10 protein-coding genes and 2 pseudogenes are annotated in these 14,566 nt (G+C 33.4%); 6 read left to right on the top strand and 6 right to left on the bottom strand.

Annotated elements, in window-relative coordinates; translation table 11 throughout:
• Nucleotides 1-66: 66 nt before the first annotated feature.
• From ASC84_RS02940 to ASC84_RS02955, 5 genes and pseudogenes are all read left to right on the top strand, one after another.
• A complete protein-coding gene (locus tag ASC84_RS02940; RefSeq protein WP_056511573.1) occupies nucleotides 67-561 on the top strand; it encodes a hypothetical protein in 495 nt (164 codons plus the stop codon).
• Nucleotides 562-720: 159 nt separating this feature from the next.
• A complete protein-coding gene (locus ASC84_RS02945; protein ID WP_056511576.1) occupies nucleotides 721-1,284 on the top strand; it encodes a hypothetical protein in 564 nt (187 codons plus the stop codon).
• Nucleotides 1,285-1,427: 143 nt separating this feature from the next.
• Nucleotides 1,428-1,697, top strand: a pseudogene (locus ASC84_RS23595) (AAA family ATPase); the annotation flags it as partial.
• Nucleotides 1,698-1,715: 18 nt separating this feature from the next.
• Complete coding sequence (locus ASC84_RS23130; RefSeq protein ID WP_227515083.1) at nucleotides 1,716-1,997, top strand: hypothetical protein; 282 nt, start codon at nucleotides 1,716-1,718, stop codon at nucleotides 1,995-1,997.
• Entirely contained in the window at nucleotides 1,978-2,829 is an 852-nt protein-coding gene (locus ASC84_RS02955; protein WP_056511580.1) for an HNH endonuclease, read from the top strand. Before ASC84_RS23130 ends, ASC84_RS02955 begins: the two co-directional genes overlap by 20 nt.
• 809 nt (nucleotides 2,830-3,638) lie before the next feature.
• Here ASC84_RS02955 and ASC84_RS02960 read toward each other — a convergent pair.
• The 4 genes from ASC84_RS02960 to ASC84_RS02975 form a co-directional block, all read right to left on the bottom strand.
• Nucleotides 3,639-5,501 (bottom strand): triacylglycerol lipase, encoded by a 1,863-nt coding sequence (locus tag ASC84_RS02960; RefSeq protein ID WP_056511583.1) that lies wholly within the window; start codon nucleotides 5,499-5,501, stop codon nucleotides 3,639-3,641.
• Between the two features lie 8 nt (nucleotides 5,502-5,509).
• Nucleotides 5,510-6,511, bottom strand: a complete 1,002-nt coding sequence (locus ASC84_RS02965; RefSeq protein WP_056511586.1) for a T6SS immunity protein Tli4 family protein — start codon at nucleotides 6,509-6,511, stop codon at nucleotides 5,510-5,512.
• Entirely contained in the window at nucleotides 6,504-9,245 is a 2,742-nt protein-coding gene (locus tag ASC84_RS02970) for a type VI secretion system Vgr family protein (protein ID WP_056511589.1), read from the bottom strand. Before ASC84_RS02970 ends, ASC84_RS02965 begins: the two co-directional genes overlap by 8 nt.
• 63 nt (nucleotides 9,246-9,308) lie before the next feature.
• Complete coding sequence (locus tag ASC84_RS02975; RefSeq protein ID WP_056511592.1) at nucleotides 9,309-10,559, bottom strand: hypothetical protein; 1,251 nt, start codon at nucleotides 10,557-10,559, stop codon at nucleotides 9,309-9,311.
• 646 nt (nucleotides 10,560-11,205) lie between these two features.
• Here ASC84_RS02975 and ASC84_RS02980 point away from each other — a divergent pair.
• Nucleotides 11,206-11,823, top strand: a pseudogene (locus ASC84_RS02980) (NAD-dependent deacetylase); the annotation flags it as partial.
• A 54-nt stretch (nucleotides 11,824-11,877) separates the two neighbouring features.
• On the opposite strand, the gene ASC84_RS02985 reads toward ASC84_RS02980, so the two are convergent.
• Both ASC84_RS02985 and aspA read right to left on the bottom strand, forming a co-directional pair.
• Nucleotides 11,878-12,879, bottom strand: coding sequence for a DUF4349 domain-containing protein (locus ASC84_RS02985; protein ID WP_056511595.1), 1,002 nt, complete (start codon nucleotides 12,877-12,879; stop codon nucleotides 11,878-11,880).
• A gap of 144 nt (nucleotides 12,880-13,023) precedes the next feature.
• A complete protein-coding gene (gene aspA / locus ASC84_RS02990; protein ID WP_056511598.1) occupies nucleotides 13,024-14,475 on the bottom strand; it encodes an aspartate ammonia-lyase in 1,452 nt (483 codons plus the stop codon).
• Nucleotides 14,476-14,566: the final 91 nt, after the last annotated feature.

Genomic DNA, 14,566 nt, shown 5'->3' on the forward strand with positions numbered 1-14,566 from the left:
TGTACCTATTTTTTTCTAAAGCATAATGAGTTAGTATTCATTCAAATTAAATTTTATGCCATACATATGTTTGAGATCTCATTAACAACAAAAAAAGATATAATTAATTCCTTAATTTCTAAAGAAAATTTATTTGGAAAATTAAGTGATATTGAGGTCTTAGAATTTTTTGACTCTATCTTAAATTTAAGATCTTTACCAACAACAGATCATAGAAAAGGGCAGTATCCCACTGCATACGAAGATTTCTATCAACACTATGTCAATAACAATGATTGGGACAATAATGAGCTACTTAAAATTAAGTTTGATTTTACTAATGATAACGATAATTTCATAAAATTTATTACAAAAATTATTTCACCTGAAGTAAGAATTTCAAACGAAGAAATAATTGAATATTGTAACTTGATTGAAGATTTAACTAAAAAAGATAATCTGATTTTTCAGGTATGGGATTACGAACCTACCACAAAATTATCCATTTATAGATTATTTCAAAACAGTGAATGCAGCGATTATATAAGAAACATTCCCCAAAAAAAATACTATTTCATGTAGACAACTCTACTATTAATTATCAAAAAATAGGTTACCCTTGTTTTATTCTAAGCAATATAAATTTTAATAATTTTAGGAACTATTCAAATTTTTTCTTAGATTACTTTCCAGAAAATGATAATAAAGTACATATTGGTCGCCTAAAAATTATCAAAAAAAATGATTTCAATACAAGTAATTCCAAATACATTTACTGAGTTAGATGATTACTGTTCAATTGGTGAGGATATATCTTATTATGAAAACCTGAAAAAAACATTTGGTGACTTATTTTACTCAAAATTAAGAGCTTTAAAAGATTGTTCTTTTTTTCATGATACTTTAGAGTTTTTTGAAAATGATGATAATTTTAAAAATTCAATTATAAGAGATAACGAACAAGAGCGACTTATACGTCGTGCAAAATTAGAAATAAATAAGTATGACCTAGAAAATTTATATAAATTTACTTTTAAATTTAAACCCAAATATGATGAAAAATTTACAGATATAGAATTTGACTTTGATGAGAATTCTTGGATATCTAATCGAATAATAACACTTATTGGTAAAAATGGATGTGGAAAAACTCAGCTACTTTCTAAACTTCCCCTTGAATTATCACAAAAAATCAAGAATTTTTTTATCCCAAGCTACCTCAATTTGGGAAAATTATCGCTGTATCTTATAGTATTTTTGATAATTTTACTCTACCTAAACCCGACTTTGACTTTAACTATATAAGTTGTAGCTTGAGAGATGATAGTGGGAAATTGCTAACAAAAGAAGATTTGACTACTCGGTTAATTCAATCATGTAGAAAAGTTCAAGAAGCTAATCGCACAAAAAAATAGTTAAAAACCATTTCTACATTTTTAGATGAAGAAATTGTTCAAAACTTAATATCAGAAAATGATTCTCAGATTAGAAATATTAATTTAACGAAAATTAGTGATACATTAAAAATTCTTAGCTCAGGACAGAATATTTTACTTAATATTATCACCGAAATTATAAAAAATATCAGATACGATAGTTTGATTATATATGATGAACCTGAAACTCATTTACATCCTAATACTATTTCACAACTAACAAATACACTTTATACACTCACACAGGAATTTGAATCATTTTGTCTAATTGCCACTCACTCTCCATTAGTAGTACAAGAGATGTTAGCTAAAAATGTTTATATATTGGAAAAGGAGCAAAATAATCTATACGTTAGAAAACCAAATTCGGAAACTTTTGATGAAAATTTAACAGTAATCACGAATGAGATTTTTGGTAATAGAGATGTTCCAGATTATTTTAAAATTCAACTCAAAAAATTAGTTTCTTCAGGGTTATCTTACGATAGAATTTTACAAGAAATTCAATCACCAGATACTGAATTTAGTTTAAATGTCAATTTATATTTAAAAAGCCTTTTCGATGAAAAACTTAAAAAATAATCTCTCTTTAAGCTCCATTGATTTTATGCGTCTAGTTGTCTCTTCCAAAAGAAACACAGCAGATGACTCAGATCGAAAAAATAGGCTTCTAAATTTGATCACCAAAGTTGATCCTACATATTCTAACTACGATAGCAAACTTAGTACTAATACATTACCATCACTTACTAAGCTATTTTTATCTACTATAGAAGAAGCTGATCTTTTAAGTTTATATTCATATAAAAATAGTGTACTGACAAAATTTAGGCGCCAGATCTCAACTGATATATCTTCAACTTATCAAGCTACTTGCCAATATTGTACTGTTAATAGCTTAGATCACTTTGTCCCTAAAGATTTATTTCCTGAATTTTCAGTGCATCCCAGCAACTTGATCCCTTCTTGTACTGAGTGTAATTCAAAAAAACTTGTTCGATGGATTAACAATAACCAACATATTTTTCTTAATCTGTATATTGATTTACTTCCTAATAATCAATATTTATTTGTCGAACTTAATGTTATTTCTTTAAATAATATTGACATAAATTTCAAAGTTAATAATGTTAATAACACTCCGATTCCATTTTATACAATTATAAATTCACACTATACAGAATTATATTTATTTCAAAGATTTAAAAATAAATCTAGTGATGTTGTTATAGAGTTAACCAACTCTATCCAAGCTTCATTAAATAATGGAATATCATTACCAACTATTCAGCAAACTATTTTAGATACTTGTAGTTCAGACAAGCAACATAAAGGTCATAATTACTATCAGATAATCTTAAAAGAGGCTCTGATTCAATCTAATAATTACATATCATTGTTTCAAATATCCTAGTCTATTCTAGTTATAGAGTTGGATAATTCAAATAAATATAGTTTTCTTCACAAAACTGCAAAATACTGGATAAACCGACCAACTATCCTTGTTCGTTGTGTACCAGCCATTCCTATTCCTAACGTACCACGCAAGTTAAAAAACTCTAGACTAGCAGAAACGTACAGAAAATAATTTACAGGCTCTAGATGAATAATACTTCTCAAAAAAACGTTCAATTTTTATTGAAATATAATTGCATGTAAATTAATTGCGTATTCCACTCAATAGTTATGCCACTTATACGTATATGTCTATCACAAATCTTATTTACTTTGTTTAACAGTCTGTAATGATCAAGTAAAAACAGACTTTTGTAGATAATTTTTTGTTAACACTATTGCTTTGAAGGAGGACTTTCCCCATAGTATAATTATTTGTAGGAATCATAAAAGATGAAAAATGGAATTATATTTAAAGTTTTTTTTATCCTTACACCAATTTTTATTAGTGGATGCCAAACCATTTTTGAACATATGTATCGCGTTTGATAGCTTTCATTTGGGATATTCAGTATTATTCGACACTATAGGTAATTTCCGCACAGCATATCTAGTTTACTCTGAGTGAAAAATATATTTGAGGAATTTTTATAGAGTCCAATTTGACTTATCGGGCTCTATGTCATTCCATTAATACTAGCGTTCAATTTAGTCTAATCACAAAAAAAGCAACTTGATTAAGAAGTACATACTTTGAACTACTATAGGCAAGATGCTTATTTGATTTAGTCTATAAATTCATGAAAGTTCTAAATATTTACGTTGCCACTAACAGGACTTCTTGATTATATCAACAATATTTGCAATGCAATATATTGTATTTAATTGAACATCCGCATTATCATAGCTAGCAGAATGTTCATACCCATTAATAACAAATGTCTCTTTTAGAGTTCTAGTACTTGCTCGAACATCCTGTCCAGATTGATAACATACAGTACCATCACCACGTGAGGTTGGTTTTAAATCTAAATAGAATGTTGCTTTATTAGTTTTAGATATTCTTGATTTTTCATCTAATAAAATTTCTCTTACACCATCCTCCTTATAAGCATTATCTTGTAAATTGTGCATTTTCGTCCCTTTAATGGTTAAATCTGCATCATTTTCGGGAATGCTATTTATATCACCTTCTTTGATGTCACTTCGATCTTTTATATCTGGAAACTCAATTAATTTTTTCTTGCCATACAAGCTTATGAGTTCAATCAATTCATTTTCTGAGCGAATGTTTAACACTTCCTTACAACGCCAGACCACTTGACCAAAAGATTGATGGTCTTCATCTGCTCCGTAATGTGCATAGGTATTAGTATGATAAGTGTCAATAATATGATCATGTAATTTTTTTACTTTATTAACAGTTAGTTTATAAACATCAAAAATACTTTCTAATTTTTTCTCTTGGGCCTCTATAGCAAGTAATCCAGCAGGATCAATAAACTCAGGATTCATTAATGCCCACCAACTATCTTTTCTTTTGTAAATTTCAGTATAAGGATCAATGGTTTGTGGTAGTGAAGCTGTAATTTCACCTGTAGGTGTTTTTGCTTTGATTAACATCCACGCTTTAGGGTTTTTTGGGAAATCTACAGCATTTGAATAATTAGCAAATGGCAATAATTCCAAGCCACCAGGTGCACTTGCCAATGTAGCAGTAAGTCGTTCAGAGGTATCCCCAAACATAAATTTAGTCGCCCAAGCTTTTATACTATTCAATAATCCTGTCGAGGCCTTCCAACCATCCCAGCCTACGGTTAAACGTTGATAAACTGCTGGCGCACCGCTGGCTGGCATCACCCCATGTACTACCCCAGCAATTTTATCTTTAACCTTTTCATTTTGAATCAATGCACGTGTTACCAGTCCACCCATCGAATGGGTTACAATAATGAATTTTTTAAATTTAGCATTAGGAAATTCTTTTTTAATTTGCGCCATAACTTCATTATTGAGGCGATCTGCAACTTTATCAGCAGAGCTTAAATTGGTATCTAGCCAATTGTAACCACAGGCAAATACAGGAAATGCATAATCCGCAAGTTCTTCATGTTGTTCTAAACTTAATAACTCTATTGTTTTGCTACTCGACCAATTTTTGAATACTTTTTTTGTTTCCTTATTTCCAGGCTGTACAATTTTCGCCCATTCATCCGTGCCGTTAAATTTATCTTCCTTTTGCTCTTTTACACTTTTAAATGGGTTATTTAATTGGCTTTCCAAATAGATTAACACTTTGGAATAGCCTATTGTTATTACTGAACCCCAGCCTCGCGCTCTAGCAATTTCTTCAGTCATATGAGGAGCTTTCTTTTTATTTATTTTAATATCACCATCATAACCTACTTCGGTCGTTTTCGGGTTTAGGTCAATTTGTCGTTCTTTCGCATCTCTTTTACTATATTCAATTAGGGTAGAAACACCTGGGTACCAAACTTTCTTTTTATTGGTATCTTTGATATTTGACCCCATAATCCCTGGGATAAAAATAATCGGTACCACATATTTGACAGGAGCAGGGATTTCACACTCAGTATTAACACTATTTGGTGTTGTCTGTGAAACATAGGAAGTCTTTCCTGATTGATGAATTGTTTCATATGCTTCATGACGATGTACATTATTTGACATTATTCTTCTCAAAATTTACGAATTGTTTTTATAATCGATTCATACAGCTTTAAAGCATCAGCTTGCTCTAAGCTACTAGTCTTATTCCCGGAAGATGAATATGATGTATCCACCTCTAAACCAATTAAAGGATCTTTATTATTACGTGCAGTTCCTGTATGTTCCCATAATGCGCTAATTCCGTTCTTACCCTTCATTTTCTCAACAGAAATCCACTCTTGAGCATTTAGCTGTGCTGTGTTCTTTTCACCTTTTCGTATATTATCTTTATTCATTTGCCGTTGACTTTGTCCAACTTGGCTTAACTTACTTTCGATCCTAGGAATAAGTTGTGCAATTTCCTTTGAATTTGTTTCACTATCAAAACGTAACACCACACTTGGATAGTTTTTAAAGTCAAAGCCCATTTTTTGTTTACTGTGTCTAAATTTTTGATCATTATCTTTAATAAATCCTTTATAAATACATTGGCCAATTTCTTTAGGAATTTCATGTTCAGGGCGATAACGTAAATTATTAATTAAATGCTTCATAGCTTCATTACTATCTTCAGTCCATTTAGGCATATCACTATGATTCCCCTCAATTAAAAACAAGGTCTTTTTATCAAGTACAAAACCGAAGACCGAAATGGGGTCACCTTTATCTTTTGAAGTTTTCCCTTTAAGCGTTTTAATGACCCGACCTTCTATTTTATGTTCTTGAGGATCTTCAATTATAGACCAATCGCCTTCAGAATATTCCTTTCTCACTTTATGAATGGCCGCATCAAAATCTTGGCGTTTAGCATTATCAGATACTTTAATAATAAAAGAGTCATATTGATCATATCTATTTAATGGATTAGCTTCTGTAGGAATATCTACAGCATAACGCCCTATACAATAAGTTTTAGTTTTTTCTAATTTTATCATGTTATATCCAGTATTTTTTATTCCTGATTGTGCAGATGCATAGTCCGTATTGAATACACATGCAGTTAATAATAAAGAAGCATATATTTTATTCATCTACATATCCTAATAATGAAATAACAGCTTTTGTCATAGTGAGTGAAGTAATCTTCTCTGTTCTCCCTTGAGAATCGGTTATCCCTTCAATCATTTTGCCATCTTCTGTTTTTATTTTATATTTCATATTGGACATTGCTTTACCAGCTTTATTACGCAATACAAAAAGCTCGTCATATTCCATTTGCAATTTTGGCATCGCAGCTAGATCAGATCCTATCGTAGCACCTGGCATCGTCTTGATTTGTCCAGCTTTTAAAGACATTGTCCCAGGGCAAACAATATCTATATTGCCACCTTCAATTTTGATATAACCACCACCAGAAGCGAGTAAAATTCCTTTACCACTTTCAACTTTAACGAAATCATTAATTGCATAAACATGCAGCAGTTCTTGTGATGCAATTTTCATTGAATCAGCCTGTGCTTCTATTTCTATTGGTCCTTGTCCAGCTTTAATTTTAATACCAGCGGCTTTTGCAAAAAGTGAAATTTTGTCCAAAACACTGGCAAAGAAACCTCGACCTGAAAAAATTTGAACATTACGTTCTGAACTAATATCAATGTTTGCTTTAGCTTGAGCGACAATCCCTTTATCAGCATCAAGGATGATGGAATCTTTTGCATCAATTGCAACGTATGGTGTCGTGTCTGATTCATTCCAGTTAGGCAGTTCACTTTTTAGAGATTCTTGAAGTTCTAATTCAGGTTCGGTTGTTTGGTGTCCTTTTGCTGCATCCTTTATTGCTGAATTTGTACCTAAAAATTTCTCAATATTCTGTTGTAAATTAGAACGATCAAGTTGATTTCCATTGGCGTTAATATCTTTTTCCGTTGTGATCAGAATCCCTTTAGGCGCACGTATACTACCCCATTGATCCGTCCTTAACTCAAACCCTTCACCACGGCCATCACTTTCTGCCATTTCTTTAGGATGACTTAAATTCCCCAAATTTAACTGACTAGCACCATGGCTCGATTGTAGCTGTGTACTGAGTTGTCCAGTTGTATCATCAAATCTAAGCTGCCCAAAGCCTTCCCCTGAAACTTCTTTTGATCGAATACCACTCAGTTTTTTAGTATCAGGTAATTTTCCTTTAATATCGAACTTAGTCGGATTCCGTTGTGCTTCATGGATACGCCCTGTCACAAATGGACGGTCAATATTGCCATCAAAGAAGTCGATTACCACAATTTCGTCTTTTCGTGGTAAAAAACGAGCACCATAACCTTCCCCCGCCCAAGGGGTAAGCACATCTACCCACGCTGAATCTGTATCATTATCATTGGAACCTGCACCACCATCATGGCTATGATCATCTGAGCGGGTAAATAAGAATCGGACTTTAATACGCCCCCATTCATCGACATGGATTTCTTCACCATCTGTAGTGACTTTGGCACGTTGCACATGAGCGGTGGGCCGATGTTGTAGTAGATCATATTCAGGAATAACTACAATACTTCGACGTACAACCATTAAATCATTGGCTTGACGTTCTTGCTCGCTGTCTTTACTGATTTCCCAATGACTGAGTGTAAGCAATTTTTCCAATTGGTCCTTCATATCTTTAGGAAGGTTATTTTGATTGTAATAGTGCTTATTCAGTATCAAAAACTCACGATCATTCGAACTATGATTTTTCTCAAGTTCTGGATGATCAACAAGTTGAAACCAATACCCAACTTGGGTATCTCGTACACTACTTTGTGCTGTGAAGTATTTGGCTTGTAAGGCTTGATATTGGTTCAGCTGTTTGTTGAGCTTTTCTAATTGGCTATTGCCTGATTTTGTTGCTTGATCTTCATCTTTGAGATCACTGATCCATGCGGGCGATACACTCCATGCTTGTTCAAGGCTCAAGCTTTCATTGTCTCGATTTGAACTGTGTTTATGTGTACTTAGCACTGAACCACTAGCATCCTCTTGACTTAAGCTATCAGGTTGCCAGCGTTGCACATGGATAGCTGTTGGCTGTAGACTACGTTCTGCGATAAAGCTGGTGATGCTGTCATATCTTTCTGTCGCATTTGAACGATGGTAGCGTATAGTTCTGCGTTCAATCGCTTTAAATTGATTATTATCATCAATTAATCTAAGCTTTTGCGGTTCAATGCTTTCATTGCTACTTGAAACAATATATTTAGACTCATCAATCAGCCAATTTATTGATTCTTCACGCATTAATCGGGTTAAATATACATAATCACTTTCGTTCGACTGCATTGAAAATGGGCGAATATCGTAAGCCTTAGTTAAGCCACTGGTGTCTAATTTCAGGCTTGAAGTAAATAAGGCACTTTTCGATTGCCATTCTTTGAAAATTACTTCAATAATTTCAATAACATTCTTATTCATAAACACACGACTATTACGTCGTTTATGCCATAAACTTGTTGGGTCTTGCATGGTTAAACGATAAAGACTCAAAGCACCATCGGATTGTCCCTGTGAAGCACCAGTAATAATGCCAGTCGTTCTAAATAACTTTCCTGAATCAGTTACCTGATCAATAGCGACTTGGCAACCTATGAATTGTTTTAACTCTATGAATGGATTCGTTGATAGGCAGATCAGTTCTGCTGACAATCCCTCATTGATGCCATGAAAGCCATCAATGCGTTGCAACATGATTTGAGAATTGAGTTGTGAATTTGAAAATTGTGCATTGATGGCACGTTTTTGTGTTCCTAAGCCTAACTTATCTAAAATACCAAAAATGTTATCTAACATTGTTATTTATAACCTTATTATTAATAGGGAAATATTAACAGAACAGATATTTATGCTCAAATACTATTCGTTTTCATTTTGTTTCAATTCGATTAAAAGCTTTTTGTAGAATTTTACTACATGCGGACCAATATTATATCTCTCTTGGAGCTTCTCAATACTGAGGGTTTCTAAATCATGCCGATGATCAAGTACCCATTCATTTTTTTGGTCTTGCTTAGTGATACCTAAAAATTTTCTTAAAATCATTCTATTTTTAATGATGTAATTTTCTTTTCGATCAAGTATTTGAGCAATTTCAGCTATAGTTAAATGGAGGTCAAGTAAAATATTTTGATTCTCCAAACGCCACGCTTTAACCAAATCATTATGATGAGGTAGTTTCAACAACTTCTTTAACTGTCCCTTTTTTCTAAAGACTTGTTTAGGTTCAATACCCAATTTTTGTGCTAACTCTTCTTTTATCAGCGTAGAGTCTTGTAAAAGCTCTTTATTTTCAAGTAACCAAGCTTGGTTTTGGTCTTTCACTTTTGGCGTTTTTAAAATTTCTCGTAATTTGGCTCTGGCTCTTCGGATTTGCCCTTCTGTTTTTTGAAAGTGTAAAGCCAATTCCGCAATAGATTTACTGTGATTTAATAATTGATCTTGGTGATCAAGTAGCCATTGATGTTGAGTCCTTTTATTCTCTTTGAATTGCTCAGAGAAACTCAACTCACCTAATTCACTTCGTATACGGTTATAAAATTTCTTGGCAAGAAAAGTGCTTATATCAAAAGTTGCTGCAATTTCATTTATAGTCATATCAACCATTTTTGATTTATTTTCAATAAACCACTGTTCTTGTAAAATTTCAGATTCTTTTTTTCTTGTTTTCTTTCGTATAGGAATACTGATGAGATCTGCCAACCATTTTTTATGTTGGTACACCTGACTGCGTTTTAAGCCATATTTTGCTTTTAGTGTTTGTAGGCTATCATTCAAAAGCTCATCTTGATGCTCTAAAAGCCATTGATCATTGCGATAGATAACTTTGTTTTGAATGTTAAGCCTCCGTCTGAATTTAGCAACAATACCATTACTTAAACCAAGTTGCTGTTCAGACTCAGTAATCGAATGTATCTTAAGAAATTCTGCAATTTCGGACGTTAAGATAAATGAAAACGTACCACCTATGCCATCTCTTGGAGTTAAGGCATAGGGCCATCCCTGATAAATCATAATTCCTGCTGAAGATTTTTGTTCTTCATAAACATCCCAGTCTTCACCATCCTCGTCTTTAATCGTTTTTATTTTAAAATATTTGTATTTTCCCATTTGTTACTTTGATTTATCCTCATTATCGTTGAACTTACTTGTTTGAGCCTTATTTGTATAACAGATTGTTAGTAATTTCAACCAAGCAATTAATTTCATCAGATGAAAACTTTTTGAAAACCAAGCGCACTTTATCTTAGCCTATCCCATTGAAGCCCAATATTATTTAAAAAGATTGCTAATAGTCGTAGTGGTATGTTAGGAACAGAAATAGGCGGTACATTAAACAAGGATGTGCACAAAACTATATTCTAGCTTCCTTGAAAAAACGAGAATTGAATAGCCACTAATTTTGTAGATACCTTTTAGTTAGATAAAATGATAAAAAGAAGAAATTTTAATAGTTAATTAAATATATGAATTATAGATATACATATGGGGAGCTACTACAAATTATAAGCTAAGAACATACTTTCAGCATATATTCACTTGAATGTAACTAGAACTTAGGACTTTTCATACTGTTTGGATGATTCATCATCTGTTTCATTGTCTCTTCAATATCAAATTCACCATTTATAAACTTATTTGCGATTGAATTCATGGTGAGTGTTAGTTCATAATTTTCTCAATCAATTGAGATATTTTTTAGTACAAGATTTGTCCATATTTTTATTTGTTATCTTTTTTGTTTTTTTTGTAAAAGCAATCTGTAGATATTCAAGAGGTGGCTACACCTGAAGCTTGGCGGCGTAACCCTGCCTTGGTGCAACGTTTTTACAATGAACGACGTCAACATATTCTCAATGCTCAGCCCAATCAAGCACACGATATCATTGCTCAACTCGAACAATATTTTAATGTCATTGTAATTACTCAAAATATTGATGATCTGCATGAACGTGCAGGAAGCCAACAGGTTATTCATTTACATGGCAATATCCGCCTTGCTAAAAGTTCTAAACCCAATGCGCAGTACACAAATGAGTTTTATCCTATAGATGGTTGGCAATTGGACCTAGAACAACATAAATGTCCTGAAGGGTTTCCACTTCGACCTCATGTAGTTTGGTTTGGTGAAGCGGTTCCTACGTATGAAGAAGCAGTACAGATGATCCGTGATGCTGATATTTTTATTGTTATTGGCTCGACATTAACCGTCTACCCTGTGGCAGGTTTGATTCACGAGATTCCAGAACACTGTGATGCCTATTATATTGACCCGCAAGCCAGTTATGAGCGTGTTCCCCAACAATACCAATGTTTAAAAATGAGTGCGACTGAAGGAATGCAACAGCTTTTTGAAAAACTGACAACACATTAAAAAGCCAGTGCAATTGCACTGGCTTTAAAAATTACAGCATAGCACTAAGTAAAATCATGCATTGTCATCTGTAGAATTACTCTGATCTTTTTTCACATCTTTAGAAGGTTTAGTTGATGAAGAATCATTAAATAATTTATTCATTACAGGCTTAATCACTCGATAAATAATCAAGCCAAGAAATACCAGTAAATAAAGTGGCCAAATGGTGACTAAAATAACCAATAAATCCAAAATAAATTGCCAGCCATATTGAACACCTTCCCAAGCACGCTTCCAAAAACTATCACCGTTTAAGCGTGCCACAGCAGCAACATCAACATCCAGACTTTCTCTCACCATCGCGGGTTGTTTAATGGCAATACTAATCGTGCTAAAACGCACCCGATCTTGAACTTCAAGTTGGGTTAAACGGGAAATTTCATTCAGCTGTGATTGTTTGGTATCACTAGGTACAGTTTGAGTTTGTCCAATTTTTTCTTCTAAAAGCTTTAACTCAAACCGCTTTGCAGAATATTGTTGTTGATTTAAAAAGTACATCAAAGGCAATAACTGATTGACATATAACGCGGCTTTATCACTCGGTACTCTGACAATGATCTCCGCATGCGGATCAACTTTTTCAAAAACTCGGATTTTACCATCCGCAATTTTTTGTGTTTTTACATCGAGTACATCAAAACTGATATTTTTCTGCTCTATAAAGCCACCCGCTTGAAAAGTGAGCTTATCAATTTCTAAAGCAGTTTTAACCACATCTTTGGCGGTAAAATTAACCTGAGCTTCACGCACCATACGACGTGCTTTTTCTGCTTGACTGACATCGGTACTTAAAATAGTTTCAGGTTTTTGTTCAGTCACAGGTGTGGTATCAACAGAATTTTCAGTAGCTTGTTCAGCACTTTTTTCTGCGGCATCAGCCGCTTGTGCAGCATCCTGAGCAACGACTTGTGTATCTGGAGCAGACGCAGAACTTTCAGCAGCTTCTTCCGATTTTTTCGCACATCCAGAAAGAAGTACCAAGCTTAAGGCGAGAATTAAATGTTTATTATTCATAGATTATTGACTTTTGTTGGTGATTTTAAATTTTGTTGAATTATAAAGAAACTTTACTTTTTTTACCATGCATAAAAATACAGCATCGAAATGCTGTATTTATCAAAGTTTTTATACATAGATCAACAAGTGCAGTTTAAACACTTAGCCAGCTTTACCGATTTCTTCATATGGCTGTACTGCAATTTCTGAAATCATATTTTCAAAAGAGAAAATTTCATCTAGACGTTCTTGGCTCAATAAACCTTGTTCAAGTACAACCTCTTGAATGGTTTTATTTTCAGCAATACATTGCTTCCCAATTTCATCACACTTCGCATGACCTAAAATTGGATCAAGTAAGGTAATAATTCCGACACTACGCATTACAGCATCAAAACAGGTTTTTTCATTGGCAACCACACCTTGAATACACTTCTCATCCAAGGTTTGAATCGCATTGATCAGTAACTCAATTGATTCATTCATGGTAAGTGCAATCACAGGCTCCATCACATTTAACTGTAATTGGCCCGCTTCTGCTGCAAAGGTAATGGTTAAATCATTACCAATCACTTTAAATGCAACTTGATTGACGACTTCTGGGATCACAGGATTGACTTTCGCTGGCATAATCGATGAACCAGCTTGTAATTCAGGTAAGCGAATTTCCCATAAACCTGTTCTTGGGCCAGAACTTAATAGACGTAAGTCATTACAGATTTTAGAGAGTTTTACAGCCAAACGTTTTAAGGTGCTTGAAAGGATAATAAATACACCGCAGTCACTGGTCGCTTCAACATAGTCTTCTGCACCAATTAAGTTTAAACCTGTTAAGGCTTTTAAATTTTCATTGACCTGAGCAGCATAACCATGTGGTGTATTTACGCCTGTACCAATCGCAGTAGCGCCTAAATTAATTTCTAATAAAAGTTCACGGGTTTTTTTAATTAAACGCACATCTTCTTTGAGTAATGTTGCAAAGGCATGAAACTCTTGTCCTAATGTCATTGGGACAGCATCTTGTAACTGGGTCCGTCCCATTTTTAACACATACTGAAACTCAGCAGATTTTAATGTCAGTGAACTAATCAAATTATTGATTTTTTCAAATAACAAATCCAGTGAATAGTAAGTTGCTAAACGTAATGCGGTGGGATAGACATCATTGGTCGATTGAGATTTATTGACATGGTCATTTGGATGAATGATGTCATAACGTCCTTTCGCATAACCTAAAGACTCTAATGCGATATTGGCAATGACTTCATTGGTATTCATATTAATCGATGTACCTGCACCACCTTGGTATACATCTGATGGAAATGCATCTTTCCAATTTTGCGGATTTTCAATCAGTTCATCACTTGCTTTTTGAATCGCTACACTGATTTCTTCAGAGATCTTATTAAATTGCAAATTGGTTTGTGCCGAGGCCTTTTTGACCTGAGCCAAAGCGCGGATAAAAAAGCTTTGTTCACCGACGGTATGTTTAGAAATATTAAAATTTTCTAAAGCTCGAATTGTATGAATACCATAATAACTGTTTATAGGAACTTCTTTACTTCCCAATAAATCTTTTTCTATTCTTGTAACTTCAGGTTGAACCGTTTCCATGTGATCTGCTCATTATATATTTATGCACTATAGTTGTGCAGTTACAATAATATTCCTTCTTATCTGCTTTTGTACTAGCAAAATATGTCAT

Origin of the sequence: Acinetobacter sp. Root1280 (assembly GCF_001425285.1) — a bacterium.
Lineage (GTDB): Bacteria > Pseudomonadota > Gammaproteobacteria > Pseudomonadales > Moraxellaceae > Acinetobacter > Acinetobacter guillouiae.